The sequence below is a fragment of the Fusobacterium sp. genome (assembly GCF_019012925.1).
Classification (GTDB): domain Bacteria; phylum Fusobacteriota; class Fusobacteriia; order Fusobacteriales; family Fusobacteriaceae; genus Fusobacterium_A.
Map to the genome: position 1 here is coordinate 21,452 of NZ_JAGIRL010000025.1, position 21,284 is coordinate 42,735.

The following is a 21,284-nucleotide window of genomic DNA, read 5'->3' on the forward strand; positions in this document are numbered from 1 at the left end:
ATATATATGATATAATTAAAATAAAAGGAGGAATCAGATGTTTAGAGTAGCAATAGTTTGTATGAGTGATAAGGGAAGTAGTGGAGAAAGAGAGGATCTTTCCACTCAAGTAATAGAGAGAATAGTTGTAGAAAATGGTTATGAGGTTGTAAAAAAGATATTGATACCAGATGAATTTGGTATGATAGTAGAGAGTTTAAAGGAGATCTGTGATAAGAATATTGCTGATTTAATCTTAACAACAGGGGGAACAGGATTTTCTAAAAGAGATGTAACACCAGAGGCAACAGAAGAGGTTATTGAAAAGAGAGTTCCAGGAATACCAGAGGCTATTAGAAATTACTCTTTAACAATAACAAAGAGAGCTATGTTATCTAGAGCTACTGCTGGTATAAGAAAAGATACACTTATAATAAATATGCCAGGAAGTCCCAAGGCTGTAGATGAGTCACTTAGTTATATAATTTCAGAATTAAAGCATGGGTTGGAAATAATGGTAGGGTCAGCAAAAGATTGTGCCAGATAAAAAAGAGCAAGTTAGTTAACTTGCTCTTTTATCTTTAGTCTCTAAGAGCTAAAGGCATCAATATATATATATAATCATCATTATCTATCTCTTTAATTTCAAACATTGATGAAGCATTATTTCCACCAATAATGATATTGTTAGAAACATTATCTATATATTCAGCTAAAAATTTACAGTTTAAAGAAGCTTTAAAATCGTCACCATCTTTAAGCATATTAACTTTTTGATTAATCTTAGCTCTACCAGAAAAAGCATTGATAACCATTGTTTTTCCAGTGAAGTTAAAAATAGCTCCAAATTTTGCATCTAAACTTGTTTTAGCAACTGTAATAACCCTTTTTAAAGCACTTCTAAGCTCATCACGGTTAAACTCCATCTTCTTTTCAAAAGCTGAAATTCTAAGAATTGTTTTAAAATCGGGATATTGAAGCCCAATTGTTTTACTACTGAAGTATGAATTTTCCCAAGTTACAATAAGAGTGTCATTATTGTATCCCAAAGTTATCTCTCTGTCATAGTCTTTAAGTAATTTACAAAGAGTATTAACTGTTTCCATAGGAATAGAGATCTCTCTTGTATCTAAGCACTCAATTTTTTCTCTTAAAAAAAGTAATCTATATGAGTCAGTAGAAACTAAATTTAATTCATCTTTTTTAAATACAGCTCTAACACAGTTAATTTGAATATTTTCTTGTGATTGTGTTGCTGCAAATTTTGATTTATCAAGAAGTTTTACAAAATGAGAACCACTAATAGAAAGTAAATTTTGAGGTTCTAACTCAATAATATTTGGATATGTTCCCCCTTCAAGTACTGAAAACTCTGCTTGATGAACAGTAACAAATCCATTTGCAGAAGAGAAGTCCACTCTTTCCTCATCTAAAAGTTTAATATACTCTAGTAAAAGAAATGGTTTTATAATAACTTCGCCCTCTTCTTCAACATCAATTTTTATTTTTCTAATATGCTCTATTTCAAGATTAGTTCCTACAAAAATAACACCATCCTGAGTAGCTGATATTTTAAGACCAGATACAATAGGTTTTATAGGATTATCTTTTAAAATATATGTATATTCAGATAAAACAGAAATTAATTTTTCTCTTTCAATAGAAAATTTCATTTTTTCCTCCAATATTATTAGTCAGCAATTAAGATTTCTTGCCAATATTTATTTTGTAAGTCAAGAGTAGAATGGATATCTCTTAAAACTTGAACATTTTTTAAATCTGATATTTCAAATAAAGGTTTTACAGTCATAAGCTCTCTTGCTGGGGCATTAACTGATGGTGTTTCAAGTAGATCAGCAAATTGAGCAGCAATCTCAGGTCTTAATGTGAACTCTAAGAATTTGTAAGCAGCATCTTTGTGAGGTGCAGAGTTTAACATAACAAATGAGTCAACATAAGCAGTTCCACCTTTTTCAGGAATAACAAGTTCTACATTAGCTCTCTCATTCTCATCTAACTCTTTGAAAATATTATCAGGATATCCTTGAACTACCCAGAAATCACCACTAGCAAAACCTTTTCCAAAAGATTCAGCATCAAATTTTGCAATATTTTTCTTCCAAGATTTAACAAGATCAGCTGCTTGAGCTATAGCTTGTTCATCCTCTGTAGTTTGAGGGTAATCTAACATACCAAGTGCAGAAGTCATAACCTCTCTCATATCATCAAGTAGAGTCATTCTTCCTTTTAAATTAGACATCTCATAGATAGAGTAGTCTCTAGGAAACTCAGGAACATATTTTTTATTTACAGCTATGATAGTAGCACCAATAAGATACGGAACTTCATAGTTATTCTCTGGATCAAAATGGTGTAATTTTTCTAAAACCAATGGATCTAAATTAGAGTAGCTAGGTAATAGATTTTTATCTAATTTCTCAAGCATACCCTCTTTCATCATAATCTCTACATAGTCAGCAGAAGGCATAACAATATCATACCCATTTCCACCAGCTTTTAATTTAGTAAACATCTCTTCATTAGAAGAGTAGATATCCTCTATTACTTTTATTCCTGTCTCTTTTTCAAAAGCCTCATATATACTCTGTGGTATAGTATTAGCCCAACCATAGATATATAGAGTATTCTCATTACTTTCTTTCTTTCCTCCACATCCTATAAAAGCTAAAGCAAGAGTTAAAGTTGCTAATAATTTTTTCATTTATCAACCTCCTAAAATTAATTGTCTACAGCATATTCTAATATGAAAAATAAGTTAAGTCAATTATTTATTCTTTTTAATAATCTCTTTTAATTCTGTTAATATGATTTTAAAATCGTTCTCAAAGGAAGTATTTTTACTTTTTGTTTTTTCAATCAATTTATTAAAATATATGAAAGATTTAAAAATAGAGAAGATGGCATTATCAAAAATAACTCCATGATTGCTAGCTACTTTAAATAGTTTCATAAACTTTATAATATAGCCATTAGATTGAATTAAATCAGTTGAAAAACTATATTTAAGATTGATTATTAATTTATCAATTGTCTCCTTTGAAAGTTTCTCTTGTGACATATTGTTAAAAGAGTGAGCTAACTTTTCAAAATCTCCTTCTGTAATGGCTTCTAAAACAGTAAGAAGATCTGTTCTTAATCTAGGTGTTAAAACTGATATGGCGTTACAATCTAAGAAATATATTTTTTTCTCATCATTCATTATAAGGTTTCCAGAGTGTAGATTATTGTAAAAAACTCCTACTTTTAACATAAAAAATAGTTGAATTTTGATAAGATCAAGGACATCTTTATATTGTAATTGCTTACAATGAAGAAGATCATAGAAGTAATCTCCATAGATAAACTCACTAACTACTGTATTATTTGAAGAGAGATATGAGTATATCTTAGGGAAACGTACTCTTTTTAGAAAATTATATTTTTTATATTGTAAAAGGCATTCTTCCATATTTTTAGTAAACTTAATTTCGTTAATTAAGTTAAATTTTTCAAAACTGTGTTTTTCTAAATCTTTTAAAATTTCATTAACCTTGTACTTTTTATCTAGCCAAGGCATAAAAAAATTATAGAATTTCAGTGATTTCTCCAATTTTAATAGAGTTTTGAAATAATTATTTTTGGCCATAGGGTTGACGGCTTTTATAGAGATCTCAACACCACTCTTAAGACAACCTTTAAAAAAATAGTTTATATCTGAATAGGAATAGGGATAGTTGTCATAGTATTCCATCAATGAAAATATTGGATCATGTTTTTTTATAAGTTGTAAAAGATGTTTTTCTGATTTTTCAAGAACAGGTGTTTGGAATTGAGAGAGAAATAAACATTGTTCAATCTCAAGAAGATCAAATCTTGTTGAGTATTCCTCTGCCATTCTAAGTCCTACCCGCCCTAAATTAACAACACAAGATAGATTTTCTACCTTACCTGAATTTAGAGCCTTCATAAATTTTATAAATTTAGATGATAACATTTTAGTATCTCCTCCATAATGATACAAGTATTCGATTAGATTATAGTACAAATTTTAAAATCTGTAAATGATAAGGTTTTTATGGTATAATAAAAAGTAGAAATAAAACTTGGAGGATATTGTGGAATATATAAATAGTTTAGATAATAATACAATAAAAAAAATAAAAAAATTGAAACAGAGAAAGTATAGGGAGCTAAATGGAGAGTTTATAGCTGAGGGAAGAAAATTCTTAGATTTTTCATATGAGCCAAATCTAATTGTATTAAAAGAGGGGGTTGAGAATGAGGAGAATATCGCTCCTAAACTTGATAGATTTAAGTGTAGAAAATTAATAGTGGGAGATAAGATCTTTAAGGAGTTGACATCACAAGAAAATTCACAAGGGGTGATTTTAGTTTATCCATATTGTGAAAGTAGTTTGGAAAAATTAGAGGATAATATAATAGTCTTAAATAATGTACAAGATCCTGGAAATTTAGGGACTATAATAAGAGTTGGAGATGCAGCAGGATTTAAAGATATAATTTTAACAAAGGGAAGTGTAGATGTATATAATGAGAAATCTGTAAGAAGTAGTATGGGGTCTATATTTAATATGAACATTGTGTATATGGAAGAGAGTGAACTTTTAAAATTATTAAAAGAGAGAGGATATAAGTTACATGTGACAGCTTTAGAAAAAAACTCTATAGAGTATACACAGATGAAGTTAGAGGAGAAAAATGCTGTTGTTTTTGGAAGTGAGGGAAATGGTGTTTCTAAAGAGATGTTAGAGTCAGCAGATGAAACTGTAATTATTCCAATATTTGGAAGTGCAGAGTCTTTGAATGTGGCTATGGCATCTGGAATTATACTTTATAAAGTGAGAGAGCTAATAAAAAGATAGAGGGAAGATATGAAGAAATTTGAAGAGTTAGAGAGCAGAGAGGTTTTTAGAAATGAGCATATGCAGGTTTATTCAAAAAAATTGAGACTTCCAAATGAAAGAGTTGTAGATTGGACTTTTACAGGGAGAAGAGATGCTGTTGGAGTGGTAGCAGTATTTGAGGATAATTCCATACTTTTAGTAAAACAGTATAGACCTGCTGTTAAAATTGAGACTTTGGAGATACCAGCAGGACTTTTAGAAAGTGGAGAGTGTCCTATGGAAGCTGCATTGAGAGAGCTAGAAGAGGAGACTGGATATAGAGCTACAAAACTTGAAAAGATTTGTGAATACTTTTCAAGTCCAGGAATATCTGATGGAAAGTTCTACCTTTACTATGCTGAAAATTTAATAAAAACAGAGCAACACCTTGATGAAGATGAATTTGTAGAGGTGGAGAGAAGGTCGTTAAAAGATTTGACTTTAGATCAGTTGTCAGATGGAAAAAGTATAATAGGAGTGGAATTTGCTAAGAGAAAAAGAGGAATACTATGAAAAGAGTAGCCTGTTTTTTTCTTTTAATACTTTTATTAACAAGCTGTACTTCAACTAGAATAGATAGAGATGAGAAAATTTCAAAATACTTTACAATGGGAGAGGCAATTCATAGCTCAACAGCAAAAAAGAAGAGAATAAAAAATATACCTAATTGGGAAGAGAGGGCTAATATAAGATACACTGCTAGAAGATTGGATGCAGTAAGAAAGATATTGGGGCGTCCTGTTATTGTTACCAGTTGGTATAGAGGAGAGAGGCTGAACAAAGCAGTAGGTGGCTCATCAACTTCAATGCATAGGAGAGGAATGGCTGTAGACATTCTTTTGAAAAAGGGGAAGTTGGGAAGAAAAGAGTTTGAAAAAGTTAGAAAAAAATTGAAAAGTTTTGATCAGTTGATATACTATCCTAGAAGAGGACATCTTCATGTAGGATTTAAGCAGTATAGGCTTCAAGAGAGAAAACAAGTGATGATTAGATAGGAGTTTAAATGACAAAAAAAATAGAGAGTATTTTAAATCAAGAGGAGTTTACAAAATCTGATTTAATTCAATTGATGAAGATTGAGGATAAAGAGGATTTGGAATTACTTTTTAAAAAAGCTTATGAAATAAAGAGTAAGTATGTAGGAAGAAAAGTCTATTATAGAGGGCTTATTGAAATAAGTAATAGATGTATAAAAAATTGTAACTACTGTGGAATAAGACGTGACAATAAAAAGGTAGAGAGATTTTCTATGTCAAAAGATGAGATAATGAAATCTGTAAAATGGATATATGAAAATAATTATGCCTCTCTTGCTCTACAATCTGGAGAGAGACAAGATAAGGAGTTTGTAGACTTTATAGAGGATTTGATAAAGGAGATAAAAACTCTTTCTAATGGCAAGTTAGGAATAACTCTTTCGTTGGGAGAACAGAGTAAAGAGACTTATCAAAGATGGTTTGATGCTGGAGCACATAGATATCTATTAAGAATAGAATCTACTAACTTAGATATATATAATAAATTACATCCAATGGATAACAAACATACTTTTGAAGTTAGAAAGAGATGTTTAGAATATTTGAGAGAGGTAGGTTATCAAGTTGGTACAGGGGTTATGATAGGACTTCCTAATCAAACAGAAGAGGATCTTGTAAATGATATTCTATTCTATAAAGAGATGGATATAGATATGATAGGTATGGGACCATATATTTTACATAGAGATACTCCACTGGGAAAAGAGTGGGAAAATGTAGTTAGAAGTGAGGAAAAGAGAGTAGAGTTGGGCTTAAAGATGATTGCCATTACAAGAATACTCTTAAAAGATGTTAATATAGCAGCTACTACTGCACTTCAAGGTCTTGATCCGAATGGGAGAGAGAAGGGATTACTTGCGGGGGCTAATATACTTATGCCAACGGCAACTGCTTTGGAACATAAAGGAAAATATCTTCTTTACGATAACAAACCTGGAATAAAAGATAGTGTTGAAAAAGCAAAAGAGGATATGGATAAAAAGGTAAAATCTATAGGTGATGAGATAGTATATGGAGCTTGGGGAGATTCTCTACACTTTAAAAATAAATAAATTTGAAATAAATATATTTATATGTTAGAATATAGATATAAAAGATAGCTTTAAGGCTTGAGTATATCCTTTTGGATCATACTCAGGCCTATTTTTTTAAAAAGGGGAGATGTTGTATGAAAAAAATTATTGATCTATCACATATTTATGATGAAAAGTTAACAAAATATGATAATGAAGATGTTGCATTATTTAGACAGACTAAATTCTATGAGGCACACGGTTATAAGGAAACTAATATAAATATAGATACTCATGTTGGAACTCATATGGATGCACCTTCTCATATATTTTCTGGATATAAAAATGTAGATGAGTTAGAGATTGAAAATTTTGTAGGAAAGGCTCTTATAATTAAAGTAAAAAACGATGGAGAGATGGGAGAAGATATATTAAAAAATTATGAAAAAGAACTATCTAATATAGATTTTATAGTTTTTAATACTGGTTGGGATAGATATTGGGGAGAAAAGAGGTACTACGAACACCCATATTTAAGTTTAAAATTAGCTAAAAAAATAAGTGAGTATTCAAATATAAAAGCTGTGGGGATAGATACTTTCAGTGTAGATAAGTATGGAGATCCATTTCTTGAGGTACATAAAACTCTACTTAGATCAAATAAGATATATATAATGGAGAATTTATGTAATATAGATGAAATTTCTAAAGAGATAGTAGAGATAATCTGTTTACCATTGAAGATAAAAGGGATAGATGGTGGACCTGTGAGAGTTATAGCTATAGAAGAGTAGAGAGAATAATTAATAAAAACTGCACCAAATCTTAGATATTAAGATAAGGTGCAGTTTTATTAATATTTTTTTAAAATAGCAATATTACTAGAAATATTTCCGTTAAACTCTCCTAAAATAATCCATTGTTCATCTTCATAATAACAAAAGTTATCAATATTAAGTTCTTGATAAAAACAAGTATAAATTTTATTATTTATGATATTTGGAGAATTAATATAACTAAATTTCAATAAATTCAGATTAAGTTGTAATTTTATAATTTTATTTCTTTTTATCTCTTCAAATAAGCTATTTCTAAATTCCTCTAAAGATTCGTATTTCTGATTAATATTAATTATTAGCTTATATTTTTTAACAAGATCTCTAATTTTATTTTTAAATTTATTTTTAGCATAGTTGTATTTTATTGACTTGATCAAGTAAGAATCAAAATCATCTTTATAGTGTTTGATAGCATATTCAATATTAAGAGTAATATCTTCAAAATTATAAATAGAGGAGTATTTATAAAATAATTTTTTTATTAGAGGAATATTATTTGAATATTTAATAATCTTCTTTAATAAGATCTCACTAGCTTCAATATTGATTATAGAGAGTTCAATACTTGTAACCTTACTATTTTTAGCAACATTTTTTTTGATTTTTTTATAATCAATTTCAAAAGAAGTTATATTTTTTATCTCATTTATAGTTGGTAGAATGATCTTTTTTTCAAGATCATAAAATCTTTCATAGCTATCTTCAATGTTAAAAAGCTCTTTTAATTCATCTAAATTAATAACAAGATGTTTACTAGCTTTAAGTAATATATAAATTTTTTGAACAGAAGGATTAGAAAAACTAAGGAGAGTTCTTAGTTGTAATTTTTTTGAAAGATCTTCTTTTTCTAAGATTATGTTAAAAAAAGTGTCACTTAAAGTAATGCTATATGTAGTACTAATTTTTGAAAAAGAGAGTATAGGAGATATTCCTAAAAATGAGTATTGATCACTTGAACGAATATTATATTTTAAATAGATTTTTTTCATAAAAAATTTATTTAAAAATTCATCAAAACTCTCTCCATGAGCAAGTTTAAGTAAGTTTAATATTTCTTCTTGTGAAAATGTAAAAGTGTTTTGTTTTAATAAAAGAATATTTTTAATAAGATATTGCTTAAAAAGATGATCGTTTTTAGAAAATTTCTTATAATATGATAACTCTAAGTCTAAATTATGATTATTTTTTAAAAAATTTTTATCCATTTTAAAAGTTCCCCCTTGATATAATAGACGACAATATTATTTAAAAAAAACGTTAATTGTAAAAGAAAAGCTTCTGTATCTTTATTATATTATAAAAATAGAGAAAATAAAATATAAAAATAGACGACAATTTTGAAAAGTTTGACACGTTATATAAAAGATGTTAGACTTAAAACAAGAATAAAAGAACAAAAACGATAGAAAAATAACTGAAATAAAACATTAGGAGGATGAATTATGAAGTTTTTAATGGCTACACATGGAAATTTTGCAAAAGGAATAAAAGAATCCATTGAGCTTGTTTTGGGAAAATTTCAAAATTTAAATGAATTAAGTTGTTATACAAATAAGGAATTCGATTTAGAAAAAGAGATAGAGAAAATTATTAATGGAGTTAATGGAGAAGAATTAATAGTAGTTACAGATATTTATGGTGGAAGTGTTAATAATGGATTCCTACAGAAGTTAGAAAATCACAAGAATATACATGTTGTTTCAGGATTAAATTTACCTTTAATGATTGAGTTGTTGAGTGAACAAGATAGTTATATAACAGCTAGAGAGTTGATTATGAAATCTTTAGAAAATACAAAAGATGAAATAAAATACTGTAATTTAGAAATAGATAAAATGGTGGAAGATGAAGAGTTTTAATTTTTAATACTTTATAATTAAATTAAGGAGGACACATATGATAGTTTTAACAAGGGTAGATCATAGATTATTACATGGACAGGTAGCTTTTTCATGGACAAATAATATAGGAGCAGATTGTATTTTAATTGCTAATGATGACGTGGTAAATAATGAGTTGAGAAAAACTACTATGAAGTTAGCAAAACCTCAAGGAGTAAAATTAGTAATAAAGAGTATAAAAGACTCTATTGAAGCTTTAAAATCAGGTGTAACAGATAAATATAAATTATTTATAGTAGTAGAGTCAGTTAAAGATGCTTACTTATTGGCTAACGAAGTAGGAGAGATAAAACAAATAAACTTAGGTGGGACTAAAGCTGCTGATGGGACTAGAAATATATCTAAAGCAGTAAATCTTTTTCCAGAAGATGAAACAATGTTGAATCAGTTAAAAAATAAAAATATAGAGATAGAAATTCGTCAGGTTCCAACAGATAGCAAAATAATTTTTTAAAAAATAAAAGGGGGAATACAAAATGATAACAGCATTTTTATTGGGGTTAATTGCTTTTGTTTCTCAATGTGAGTATGCATTAGGAACAAGTTTAATTTGTAGACCGATAGTTACAGGTTTATTAACTGGAATTGTAATGGGAGATATTAAGGCAGGAGTTATAATGGGAGCTACATTAGAATTGGCTTTCATTGGATCGTTTTCAGTTGGAGGTTCTTTACCACCAGATGTAATAACAGGAGGAATATTAGCAATAGCTTTTTCAATAGCTTCAAAATCTGGAGTTGAAACAGTTTTATTGTTAGCCTTACCAATTGCAACATTCACACTGATAATGAAAAATTTGTACAATGGAATTATAATACCAATGTTGTTGCACAAAGCTGATGACTATGCAAGTGAAGGAAATTGTAAAGGAATTGAGAGAATGCATCTTTTATCTGGATTCGGGTTATCTCTATTATTAGGAGTGATCACTTTTGTTGCCTTTTATTTAGGTGGAGATGTAATTACTAACTTATTAAAAATGATACCTACTTTTGTTCAAAGAGGATTAGAAGTGGCAACAGGAATAATTCCTGCACTAGGATTTGCAATGTTAGCAAGATTACTTTTAAATAAAGAGTTAGTTGTTTATCTATTCTTAGGATTTTTTATAGCTGCATATACAGGAATACCATTAACAGGAATAGCTATATTTGGTGCCATATTAGCTATAATTTTAGTAAATGTTTCATCTAATGGAGTTGGAGTTCGTGAAACTGTTTCAAATACTCAAGGAGGTGAATTAGAAGATGAAGACTTCTAATAAAATAACAGATAAAGATTTGAATAGAGTTTTTTTAAGATCATTTAGTATGGAATTCAGTTGGAACTATGAGAGACAGATGAGTTTGGCATATGTATATGCAATGATTCCAGCACTAAAAAAATTATATGCTGATAACAGAGAGGGATTAATAAAAGCATTAAAAAGACATTTGGAATTTTTTAATATGACTCCTCATATTGTAACTTTAATGTTAGGAATTTCTATAGCTATGGAAAAAGAAAATTCAGAGTCAGATAGTTTTGATGAAAATTCTATAAATAATATAAAAACAGCTTTAATGGGTCCTCTTTCAGGAATAGGAGATTCATTCTTCTGGGGAACTTTAAGATTGATTGCAACAGGAATAGGAACATCACTAGCACTAAAAGGAAATATATTAGGACCAATAATATTTTTACTAATATTTAACATTCCACATATTATTATTCGTTATATTTTTACAAAGATGGGGTATAGATTAGGGACTGAGTTTTTAAGTAGATTAGAGAAAACAGGAACAATGAAAAAAGTTACTTATGGAGCTTCAATCTTAGGACTTATTGTAATTGGGGCAATGACCTCTCAAATGGTAAGTTTAACAACACCATTAGCAATTGGTCAAGGGGAAGGTGCAGTAGTAGTTCAGAATATATTAAATGATATTATGCCAGGAATATTACCATTAGCTACTTTTGGTGTAGTATATTATTTATTAGGGAAAAATGTAAAACCATTAACAATTTTATTAGGAATGGCTATATTTGGAATCTTAGGATCTTTTATAGGAATATTCTAGAAGGAAATAGTTATGGCAGAAATAAAAGAAACTATGTTAACAAATATCTATAGAGAAAAAGAAATTTTAGAAAAAATATTTAATGGATTTAAAGAAAAAAATAGAGATCTATTGTTTTCTTTAAAAGAAAAACAGTTAAAAAATATTTTGATATTAGCAACAGGTTCATCAATGAATGCAGCATTAACAATAAAATATACATTAGAAGAAAATTTAAAGACAGTTGTTTTTATTGAAGAACCATTTAATTATACTAACTATGGAATGATTAATAATGAATTTGATTTAATAATTGGAATTTCGCAGAGTGGAAGAAGTGCTTCTACTATAAAAGCTTTAGAAAAGATTAAATCTAAAACCAAAGCAGAGACATTGGTTATAACGTCAAATTTAAGTAGTCCTATAGTAGAGTACAGTGATTATATATTAGAATTGAATATGGAAATAGAAAATGTAGGATTTGTAACAAAAGGATTTACAGCTACAGTGTTAAATATAATATTATTCTCCTTATATTTAGGAAAAATGAAAGAGTTGGTTTCAGTAGAAAAGTTTAATAATAATATTTTTCAAATAAAAAAAATAATAGAAAAAATTCCAAAAATTATTTTAAAAACAGAGAATTATTTTGAAACCAATAAACTTTTATTAGAAAAAGGAGAAAGATTTATATGTATAGGTTATGGACCTAGTACAGGAATTGCTAAAGAATTTGAAACTAAATTTACAGAAACGGTTAGATATCCTTCACAGGGATTTGAGTTAGAATCGTATATGCATGGACCATATTTAGAAGCAAATAAAAAACACTATATATTTTATTTGAATTCGAAAGGGATATTTTCTCAAAGATTACTATTACTAAAACAATATATGGAAAAATATGTAGGTTTTTCTTCTATAATTGGATTTGCAAAAGAAGATTTTAAAAATATAAATTTTGAATTGAATGAAGAGATAGACGAGAATCTATTAGTAATTTTATTAGTAATTCCTATTCAAATATTGAGCTATAGAATTGCGAATTTAAAAGGGATAAATTTAGAAATTAGAATTTTTGATGATTTTGATAAAGTATTAAAAAGCAAAATAAATTAAAATTTAAAATAAACAGCAAACAGGAGGAAAAAAAATGTCTAAATATTCAGAAATGTTAAAATTCAACGAACAAGAGTACAGAACAAGTGCAGATTTAATCAGAGAGGCTCGTCCAATAGCAGAGGCAGCTGCAGATGAAATTTCTAAAAAAGGATATAAAAACATATTTTTTACAGCAGTAGGTGGAAGTTTAGCTCCAATGTTAGCAATGGGAGAAATAGCAAAACAATTAACTGATATTCCTGTATTTATAGAACAAGCAGCAGAGTTATTAGTAAGAGGACATAAATCATTATGTAAAGATTCAGTAATTATAACACTTTCTAAGTCAGGGGATACTAAAGAGACTGTAGCAATAGCAAAATGGTGTCAAGAAAATGGAATGGATGTAGTTTGTTGTACTAAAAATCCAGAATCACCACTTGCAAAGGCTTCAAAATATGTTATTCCAATGAGACATGAAAATGGAGTAGAATACGAATACATGTTATTATATTGGTTATTCTTAAGATTATTAAAAAATAGTGGTGACTTTAAAGATTATGATGAGTTTGCAGATCAATTAATGAAACTTCCAGAAAACTTATTAGAAGCAAAATATAAATTTGATCCAGTAGCAAAAGAAGCAGCTAAAAATTATTATAAAGAACCATATATGATATGGGTTGGAGATGGAGAAACATGGGGAGAAACTTATCTATTCTCAATGTGTTTATTGGAAGAGATGCAATGGTTAAGAACAAAATCTGTAACTAGTTCAGAGTTCTTCCATGGAACATTAGAATTAGTAGAGGATGATGTGTGTGTATTCTTAGTAAAAGGTTCAGGAAAATGTAGAGTATTAGACGATAGAGCAGAGAGATTTTTAAAAGAGCATACTAAAAAATTAACTGTAATTGATACTATGGACTTTACTCTTGAAGGAATAGATGAGAAATATCGTTGGATAATAGCACCTACAATAGCTTCAACAGTATTAGTAGATCGTCTAGCATTCCATTTTGAAGATAACACAAAACATAGCTTAGATATAAGACGTTATTATAGACAATTTGATTATTAATAAATGAATTTCTATATAATGTTCATATTTTATTAAACATTATTATTTAATTATTAATTAATGAGGATTGATTTCTGTATTCTACAGAAGTTGATCCTTTTATTTTATTTATCATAATTATTCTATTGAATTTTTACTTAAAAATTTCAAATATTTATTTGAGATAACTCCTCAAAAAAAGCTTATAAATAAAAAATTGATTAAATGAATTATGGCAATTCTTTATAATAAAAAATATTATATGTCAAATATTTTAAATTTTCATTTTTTGAAAATTTAAAATGTCTGAATTAAATTTATGTTATTATCTAAATAGGAGATTTTATAAAATTTTAGGAGGAAAATATGAAAAAGAATACAGTTGTAATTGTGGGGGCTGGAAGTACACATACTCCAGGAATAATACAAAGTTTATTACAAAAAAAGGAGGAATTTCCATTAAAAAAATTGATTTTATTTGATATTGATGAAGAAAGAATGAATATGGTAAAGTTAATAATGAATCAGTTTATAAGAGAAACATACGAAGAATTAGAGGTAGTTAGTACTTCTAATTATAAAGAGGCTTTTAGTGATGTTGATTTTGTTTTTGCACAAATAAGACAAGGTGGATTAAAAATGAGAAGTTATGATGAAAAAATACCATTAAAGTATGGTGTTGTAGGTCAAGAAACTTGTGGACCAGGAGGGTCAATTTCTTATGGAATTAGATCAATTCTAGCTGTTATAGAGATTATAAGACAAGCTAAAAAATATTCTCCTAATTGTTGGATTTTAAATTATTCAAATCCAGCTGCTGTAGTAGCAGAGGCTACAAGAAGAGAATTTGGAAACGAAAAAATTTTAAATATATGTGATATGCCAGTAGCAATTTTATTATCATATAGTAAAATGTTAGGATTAAAAGACTGGAGAGAATTAGATCCTGAATATTTTGGGCTTAATCATTTTGGATGGTTTACAGCATTATATGATAAAACAGGGAAAGATAGGTTAGCGGAATTAAGAAAATTAATTTTAGAAAATGGAATGACAGCATGTAGTGATAAACATCATAAAGATAAGGATTGGCAAAAAACTTGGAAGCAATATGCTGAAATAATAAAAGATTATCCTGAATATTTACCAAATAGTTATTTACAATATTATTTGTATTCATCTGATGTTGTAAAAAAAATGGATCCTAGTTATACAAGGGCTGATATGGTAATTAATGGTAGAGAGAAAGAAATGATAGAAGAGTATCAAAAATATTTAGCAAATCCATCTGAGTATAAAAGTCCAATACAAGAATTTACTGTTTTTGGAGATTTTATAGTGGATGCAGCAGCTTCTATTGCTTATAATAAGGGATATAGATATTTAGTTATTGTAGAAAATAATGGAGCAATTCCTAATTTACCACCAGATATAATGGTAGAAGTCCCTGCTTACTTAAGAAGCTGGGGACCTGAAGCAATTTCAAGAAAGCCTATTTCAACTTTTTATAAAGGACTAATAGAAAATCAAGCTGCTTCAGAAAAATTAGCAGTGGATGCTTATTTTGAAAATTCTTATGATAAAGCTCTTCAAGCAATAGCAATAAACAAAACAATTCCATCAACAAATATCGCTAAGGCTATTTTAGATGATTTTATAGTCGCAAATGGAGAATATTGGCCAAAATTAGAAAAAAAATCTTATTAATTTAGGGGGAAAAATGAATAAAAATAGATTATTTAGTGAATTTCAAAAGTTGGGAAAAGTATTAATGGCTCCTGTTTTAATATTACCAATAGCAGGAATTTTAGTTGGAATAGGAAGTGGTTTTACAAATCCAAAGATATTAGAATTATTTCCTTTTTTAAAAAAAATAACTATATTTTTTAATATTTTAAAAGATACAGGAAATGTAGTAAATAATAATATTCCAGTAATTTTTGCAATATGTATAGCTTATGGTTTTGTAAAAAGTGAAAAAGCAACAGCAGCGCTTAGTGGTTTTTTAGGATATATGACAATGAATACAATATTAGGAAATTTTCTTATTTATACAGGAAATTTAGATCCTAAAAATTTATTAATTGGCCAAAAACAAATATTAGGAGTATTAACTTTAGATACAGGTGTTTTTGGAGGAATTTTGGTTGGATTTTTAATAGCACATATTCATAGTAAATTCTATAAAATAGAATTACCAGCAATATTATCTATCTTCAATGGAACTAGGTCTATACCAGCACTTTCAATTATTTTTTCAAGTATTTTAGGAATAATTTTAGCTTTTATTTTTCCAACTATTCAACATTTACTGATTAAATCTTCTGCTATAATTAATTCAATAGGTGTTGGAGGAGCTTTTATATATGGATTATCTGAAAGATTACTTCTTCCTTTTGGATTACATCATTTTATTTATTTGCCATTCTTTTTTACTCAATTAGGAGGTTATTTAAATATAGATGGAGTTATGGTGGAAGGAGCAGTAAACATATATAATGCAATACTAAGTTCGCCAACAGCTAAATTTGACATAAATATTACAAGATTTGTAATGAATGGAAAAGTCTTATTTGCTATGTTTGGGTTACCAGGAGCTACTTTAGCTATTTATAAAACATCAGTATCAAAAAATAAAAAGCAAGTAGCTGCCTTAATGACAGCAGCGGTATTGCCTTGTGCTTTAATGGGGATTACTGAACCATTAGAATTTTCGTTTTTATTTACAGCGCCTATATTATTTGTAATTCATTCTTTTTATGCTGGAATAGCATATATTTTAACTTATATACTACAAATAAACATTCCAGGACCATCTAGTTTTGGTGGACCTTTACTTTCTTTTATATTTAATGGTATACTAAATTCAGATAAAGGATCTCATTGGTATTATCTTTTAATAATAGGCCCCATATATTTTGTGTTATATTATTTTACATTTAAAATATATATAGAAAAAAGAAATTTAAAAACTCCAGGAAGAGAAGAAAATTTTGAAAATAATAGCGAAGAAATATCTGAAAAATATAGTATAAGTAAAAATATTTCAACCGAATTATTAAAAGAGATAATAAAGGCAGTAGGTGGACAAGGAAATATAAAAAAAGTTGATGCTTGTTTTACAAGACTTAGATTAACTTTAGAAGATAATTCTAAGGTAAATGATTTAAAAATTTTTGAAAAATCTTTGGGTGCAAGTGGAGCTATTTTAGTTGAAAATGGAATACAAATTATTTATGGAAATAAAGCAAATTTGTTAAAAGTAGAGATGAGAGAATTTTTAAAACGTGAATAGTTAGGTGATTGGTATGTATTCTTTTTTTTCAAATTTAAAAAAATGTCGTGATAATAATGAACTTTATCCAAAAATAGAAGTAATTATAGCTAATTATATTTTAGATAATCATAAAATGATTCCAAAACTATCAATAAAAGAATTGGCACAAAAGTGTAATACTTCAACATCAACTATTTCTAGATTTTGTAGAAGAATTAATAATAGTGATTTTAAAACGTTAAAAGAAGATTGTAGAATATATAATAATTTTTTAGAAGAAAAAGAAATTGTAAAGTTCAATAATAATCAAAGAACATTAAATGGTGGATATTTACGTGATATATTCAAAGCGATAGAAGAAACTAGTCAGTTAAACGATGTAACAAAATTTAAAAATACTATATCTTGGATTAAAGAAGCTAAAAAAATTTTTTTCTTTGGAACTTCTTTTTCGAATATTCTTGCTCAAAATATAAGTGAAAAATTTATGAGATTAGGGAAAAATACGATATGTCCTTTGACAATTTCTTCGCAAGATAATATTATTACTCATATAAAATCAGATGATTTAGTAATTATTATAAGTTTTTCAAATAATAATTTTCAAATTAATAGAATTAAAAGAGTACTGAGAAAAAAGAAGATAAAAACAATTTATCTTTCTTCAAAACAAGATTATAATTATACTAATGAGATTACTTTATTAGTTTCTAATTTAAATTACAAAGAATTTGAATCTCCAGTAATTCAAGAATTTTCAATCAATTATATTATAAATTATCTTTATTTATTTTATATAGAAGATAAATATTTTTAATGAAGAATAATTAAATAAAAATTAGAATAGATATTAAAAAGATAGGGGATAATATAAAATTTTCCCTATCTTTTATAATTTATCTTTATGTTTTATTATTAATACAAACTTAAAAATATCACTTTATTCTCATTCTGATTTTTCTACTTATAGTATCTATACTACCAATCATTAAACCTATAACAAGTACTATCATTCCTACATTTTCCCAATTTCTCCAAATTATATTCATATTCAAAAGAGTCCCTATTCCACCAGCACCAATAATTCCTAAAATTGTAGAATTTCTTATATTGGACTCTAGTCTATAAAGAGCTACTCCTATAAATGAAGGGAATGTCTCTTTTAAAAGAGCATAACAATAAACACTTACATTTGTAGCACCTGTAGATTTAATACTATCTTCAATATTAGGGTTGACATTTTCTATGATTTCGCTGTATATTTTAGTCATACTACCTGTAGTATAGACAATAAGTGCCATAGCTCCAGCAAATTTACCTGGTCCCAATCCTCTAAAAAAGATGATTGCTACAATCATAGGAGGAAATGTTCTAAGGATATTTGAAAAGATTTTAAAGAAAATAGATGTTATCTTACTCTTAGAACTATTACAAGCTGTGAAATAGCTTAAAATTAAGCAGAGTATACTTGATATGATTGTAGCAAATAGAGCTATATACAAACTTTCAAATATACCATTCATCAATTTTGGAATGTATAGAAAATTAGGATGTAACATCCTTATAAAGATGTTTTTCCCCTGTATAATACCGATTATTAATCTTTGAAAACTTATTGAAAAATAATCGTTAATTGTTTTTAAAAAGATATACACAATTAAAAAAAGAGCAATTTTTTTTAAAATTTTTACAATTTTAAAAGTTGTCAAAGTTTTTATTTGGAATAACTTTATTTTTATATCTCTTCTCATACATAGACTTAAAAAATCTATAATAAATATTATAAAGAACAGTATAAATATGATTGTGGCAAGACTATTGTATTTTAAGTGGTTTAAATGTGTCCACATGAGTTGTCCTATTCCACCAGCACCAACAAATCCAAGTATAGTTGCACTTCTGATATTACTCTCTAAGATTAAGAAAAAAATAGCTATAACATGTTTACTTATATTTGGAATTACAGAGTAATACATTATTTGGATTTTGTTAGCACCAACAGCCTCTATGGAGTTTAGCTCATTTTCCTTTATCTCCTCAATTCTCTCTCTTAAAAGTTTTTGAGATATTAAGAAACCAATGATAGTTAAAGCTATCGTTCCAGAAAACTTTCCTATACTGAAGATACTAACAAGAACTGCTGCCCAAATAAGGCTTGGAATAGTCCTTATTATCGAAAAAAACTTATTTAACAGAGAAGCTAGTAATCTAGAGGGAGCTATATTTTCAGCTGTCACAAAGATAAAGGGAATGGAGAAAAGAAGTCCCAAACTAGATCCCAAAATACTCATCTCTATTGTTTCTAGTAAAGCTGTCATCAATGTTTCATTGTATGTTAGATCAGGATGAATCATTCTAAATAGTAGGTTCATCATATCTGGAATACCTTTTATAAAGATAAATATATCTGTATCAATAAGATAAGCTAAGATGAGAATGCTTATGGATATTATCAAAAAATATTTTAAATTCTCTTTTCTTTTAGACTTCATATATGCTTCTAAGGATATCATCAGTTATTTCACTCCTTTTATTGTCAAAAACTATCTTTCCTTTTTTCAAAGCAATTATTCTATCTGCATACTTTAGAGCAATGTTTACATCATGTATATTTATGATAACTGTTATCCCTTGCTCCTCATTTATCTTTTTAAAATACTCCATAATAATTTTTGAACTGTTTATATCAAGACTCGCTACTGGCTCATCTGCTAAAATTAAATTGGGTTCTTGTACTAGAACTTTTGCAATAGCTACTCTTTGTTTTTGTCCGCCAGAGAGTTCACTACCTCTTACAAAAGATTTCTCCAAAAGTCCAACTTTTTCAAGAGCTTTTTGAGCTTTCTCATACTCCTCTTTAGAAAAAATTCCTAATAAAGATTTTAAGGAAGACTTGTAACCAAGCCTTCCTGTCAATACATTCTCTATTACAGATAACCTATCGATTAAATTATAATCTTGAAATATAAATCCAATCTTTCTTCTCATCAATCTCAAATCTTTAGAGGAAAGATCTGTCATCTCTTTATTATCCAATTTTATACTTCCACTTTTAGGTTTTACTAAAAGATTAATTGATTTCATCAAAGAAGATTTTCCACTACCAGAAGAACCTATTACAGCAATAAACTCTCCAGATTTAACTTTTAAATTAACACTATCTACAGCTCTAACCTCTTTGTATTCTATAACTAAATTTTTTATTTCAAGCATTTAATCTCCTATTTTCTTAAATCAATATTCATCAACTCTGCAGTTGTTCTTATTCCTTCGTAATCGCTATCTTGAGCCTCTTCAAATCCATATAGATTGAATAGTTCTATTGTTAATTTTTTTCCATCTTCTCCATTAAGCCCTTTTAGAAGCCCCTCTTTAATCTTCTCTTTTAATTCAGGAGTCATATCTCCTCTCACTGTAACACTTATATATGGAATGTTGTCTGAATAACATAGAACCTCAGTTTGTTCCATTATTCCATCAAACTCTTTTTGATATTTTTCTCTAGCACCTTCATATACAGCAATAGCATCTACATCTTTATTTAATAATAGTTGTAAAGATTTATCATGCCCACCACTATATACAACCTGAATATCTTTTTCTAAATCTATTCCATTTTTCTTTAAAAATGCACCTGGATAAAGGTATCCAGAAGATGATGAAGGATCTACAAAAGCTATTTTTTTACCTCTCAAATCCTCTACACTCTTTATTCCACTATCTTTATTTACAAAGAACTCAGAACGATAAAAAGATTGTCCCTTTTTATTCTTAGCTTTTAAAATTACTTGAGCATTACTTTCTTTGTTAGCTAACACATATGCAAATGGTGGAATAATCCCAAAATCTATCTTTGAAGCACTGATTCCTTCAACTATTCCCACATAGTTTGTAGCTGTGACTATCTCTACTTTTTTACCTATTGCCTTACTTAAAACATCAGCAAGTGGAGCTGTTGATTCAATAAGCTTATCACCATCTATAAGAGGAACAAAACCCAATTTTAGAGTTTCTTGTTCTTTCTTATCACCACACCCTGTAAAAGCAAATAAAATTGCAACTAAAAAAACCAAAAAGACACTTAATCTTTTCCTCATAATAACTTAACCCCCTACTAAAATTTTTTATTAAAG

The 21,284-nt window shown here is 27.9% G+C and carries 22 protein-coding genes; 15 read left to right on the forward strand and 7 right to left on the reverse strand.

Annotated elements, in window-relative coordinates:
- Positions 1 to 37 precede the first annotated feature (37 nt).
- Positions 38 to 526, forward strand: a complete 489-nt coding sequence (locus QZ286_RS04805) for a MogA/MoaB family molybdenum cofactor biosynthesis protein (protein ID WP_291255841.1) — start codon at positions 38 to 40, stop codon at positions 524 to 526.
- A 34-nt stretch (positions 527 to 560) separates the two neighbouring features.
- Here the strand turns inward: QZ286_RS04805 and dnaN are convergent, their stop codons facing one another.
- From dnaN to QZ286_RS04820, 3 genes are all read right to left on the reverse strand, one after another.
- Complete coding sequence (gene dnaN / locus QZ286_RS04810) at positions 561 to 1,652, reverse strand: DNA polymerase III subunit beta (RefSeq protein ID WP_291255842.1); 1,092 nt, start codon at positions 1,650 to 1,652, stop codon at positions 561 to 563.
- Positions 1,653 to 1,669: 17 nt separating this feature from the next.
- Complete coding sequence (locus QZ286_RS04815) at positions 1,670 to 2,701, reverse strand: extracellular solute-binding protein (RefSeq protein ID WP_291255843.1); 1,032 nt, start codon at positions 2,699 to 2,701, stop codon at positions 1,670 to 1,672.
- Between the two features lie 63 nt (positions 2,702 to 2,764).
- Positions 2,765 to 3,973, reverse strand: coding sequence for an AarF/UbiB family protein (locus tag QZ286_RS04820; protein WP_291255844.1), 1,209 nt, complete (start codon positions 3,971 to 3,973; stop codon positions 2,765 to 2,767).
- 121 nt (positions 3,974 to 4,094) lie between these two features.
- Here QZ286_RS04820 and QZ286_RS04825 point away from each other — a divergent pair, with 121 nt between their 5' ends.
- The 5 genes from QZ286_RS04825 (at position 4,095) to QZ286_RS04845 (ending at position 7,727) form a co-directional block, all read left to right on the forward strand.
- Complete coding sequence (locus QZ286_RS04825) at positions 4,095 to 4,862, forward strand: RNA methyltransferase (protein ID WP_291255845.1); 768 nt, start codon at positions 4,095 to 4,097, stop codon at positions 4,860 to 4,862.
- 9 nt (positions 4,863 to 4,871) lie between these two features.
- Positions 4,872 to 5,396, forward strand: a complete 525-nt coding sequence (locus QZ286_RS04830; RefSeq protein WP_291255846.1) for an NUDIX hydrolase — start codon at positions 4,872 to 4,874, stop codon at positions 5,394 to 5,396.
- Entirely contained in the window at positions 5,393 to 5,878 is a 486-nt protein-coding gene (locus QZ286_RS04835; RefSeq protein ID WP_291255847.1) for a D-Ala-D-Ala carboxypeptidase family metallohydrolase, read from the forward strand. Before QZ286_RS04830 ends, QZ286_RS04835 begins: the two co-directional genes overlap by 4 nt.
- Before the next feature lie 8 nt (positions 5,879 to 5,886).
- Positions 5,887 to 6,972 carry a [FeFe] hydrogenase H-cluster radical SAM maturase HydE gene (gene hydE, locus QZ286_RS04840; protein ID WP_291255848.1) on the forward strand — a complete coding sequence of 362 codons (1,086 nt, stop codon included), beginning with the start codon at positions 5,887 to 5,889 and terminating at the stop codon, positions 6,970 to 6,972.
- 116 nt (positions 6,973 to 7,088) lie between these two features.
- Positions 7,089 to 7,727 carry a cyclase family protein gene (locus QZ286_RS04845; protein WP_291255849.1) on the forward strand — a complete coding sequence of 213 codons (639 nt, stop codon included), beginning with the start codon at positions 7,089 to 7,091 and terminating at the stop codon, positions 7,725 to 7,727.
- 59 nt (positions 7,728 to 7,786) lie between these two features.
- Here the strand turns inward: QZ286_RS04845 and QZ286_RS04850 are convergent, their stop codons facing one another.
- Positions 7,787 to 8,977: a RepB family plasmid replication initiator protein gene (locus QZ286_RS04850; RefSeq protein WP_291255850.1), complete on the reverse strand. Its 1,191-nt coding sequence runs from the start codon at positions 8,975 to 8,977 to the stop codon at positions 7,787 to 7,789.
- Positions 8,978 to 9,214: 237 nt separating this feature from the next.
- Here QZ286_RS04850 and QZ286_RS04855 point away from each other — a divergent pair, with 237 nt between their 5' ends.
- The 9 genes from QZ286_RS04855 (at position 9,215) to QZ286_RS04895 (ending at position 17,968) form a co-directional block, all read left to right on the forward strand.
- Entirely contained in the window at positions 9,215 to 9,631 is a 417-nt protein-coding gene (locus tag QZ286_RS04855) for a PTS sugar transporter subunit IIA (RefSeq protein ID WP_291255851.1), read from the forward strand.
- 37 nt (positions 9,632 to 9,668) lie between these two features.
- Entirely contained in the window at positions 9,669 to 10,127 is a 459-nt protein-coding gene (locus tag QZ286_RS04860; protein WP_291255852.1) for a PTS sugar transporter subunit IIB, read from the forward strand.
- Positions 10,128 to 10,149: 22 nt separating this feature from the next.
- Positions 10,150 to 10,935 (forward strand): PTS mannose/fructose/sorbose/N-acetylgalactosamine transporter subunit IIC, encoded by a 786-nt coding sequence (locus QZ286_RS04865; RefSeq protein ID WP_291255853.1) that lies wholly within the window; start codon positions 10,150 to 10,152, stop codon positions 10,933 to 10,935.
- Positions 10,922 to 11,734, forward strand: coding sequence for a PTS system mannose/fructose/sorbose family transporter subunit IID (locus QZ286_RS04870; protein ID WP_291255854.1), 813 nt, complete (start codon positions 10,922 to 10,924; stop codon positions 11,732 to 11,734). Before QZ286_RS04865 ends, QZ286_RS04870 begins: the two co-directional genes overlap by 14 nt.
- Before the next feature lie 12 nt (positions 11,735 to 11,746).
- Positions 11,747 to 12,832, forward strand: a complete 1,086-nt coding sequence (locus tag QZ286_RS04875; RefSeq protein WP_291255855.1) for an SIS domain-containing protein — start codon at positions 11,747 to 11,749, stop codon at positions 12,830 to 12,832.
- A gap of 34 nt (positions 12,833 to 12,866) precedes the next feature.
- Positions 12,867 to 13,895: an SIS domain-containing protein gene (locus tag QZ286_RS04880; RefSeq protein WP_291255856.1), complete on the forward strand. Its 1,029-nt coding sequence runs from the start codon at positions 12,867 to 12,869 to the stop codon at positions 13,893 to 13,895.
- Positions 13,896 to 14,240: 345 nt separating this feature from the next.
- Positions 14,241 to 15,581 (forward strand): 6-phospho-alpha-glucosidase, encoded by a 1,341-nt coding sequence (locus QZ286_RS04885; protein ID WP_291255857.1) that lies wholly within the window; start codon positions 14,241 to 14,243, stop codon positions 15,579 to 15,581.
- A 13-nt stretch (positions 15,582 to 15,594) separates the two neighbouring features.
- Positions 15,595 to 17,169 carry a PTS transporter subunit EIIC gene (locus QZ286_RS04890; RefSeq protein WP_291255858.1) on the forward strand — a complete coding sequence of 525 codons (1,575 nt, stop codon included), beginning with the start codon at positions 15,595 to 15,597 and terminating at the stop codon, positions 17,167 to 17,169.
- Positions 17,170 to 17,182: 13 nt separating this feature from the next.
- Positions 17,183 to 17,968: a MurR/RpiR family transcriptional regulator gene (locus tag QZ286_RS04895; protein WP_291255893.1), complete on the forward strand. Its 786-nt coding sequence runs from the start codon at positions 17,183 to 17,185 to the stop codon at positions 17,966 to 17,968.
- A 118-nt stretch (positions 17,969 to 18,086) separates the two neighbouring features.
- Here the strand turns inward: QZ286_RS04895 and phnE are convergent, their stop codons facing one another.
- Genes phnE through QZ286_RS04910 form a run of 3 tightly spaced genes read right to left on the reverse strand, consistent with a single transcriptional unit; the run spans position 18,087 to position 21,248 of the window.
- Complete coding sequence (gene phnE / locus QZ286_RS04900; protein WP_291255859.1) at positions 18,087 to 19,643, reverse strand: phosphonate ABC transporter, permease protein PhnE; 1,557 nt, start codon at positions 19,641 to 19,643, stop codon at positions 18,087 to 18,089.
- Positions 19,633 to 20,364, reverse strand: a complete 732-nt coding sequence (gene phnC, locus QZ286_RS04905; protein WP_291255860.1) for a phosphonate ABC transporter ATP-binding protein — start codon at positions 20,362 to 20,364, stop codon at positions 19,633 to 19,635. The genes phnE and phnC overlap by 11 nt, the downstream gene beginning before the upstream one ends.
- Positions 20,365 to 20,372: 8 nt before the next feature.
- Positions 20,373 to 21,248 carry a phosphate/phosphite/phosphonate ABC transporter substrate-binding protein gene (locus QZ286_RS04910; RefSeq protein WP_291255861.1) on the reverse strand — a complete coding sequence of 292 codons (876 nt, stop codon included), beginning with the start codon at positions 21,246 to 21,248 and terminating at the stop codon, positions 20,373 to 20,375.
- Between the last annotated feature and the right edge of the window lie 36 nt (positions 21,249 to 21,284).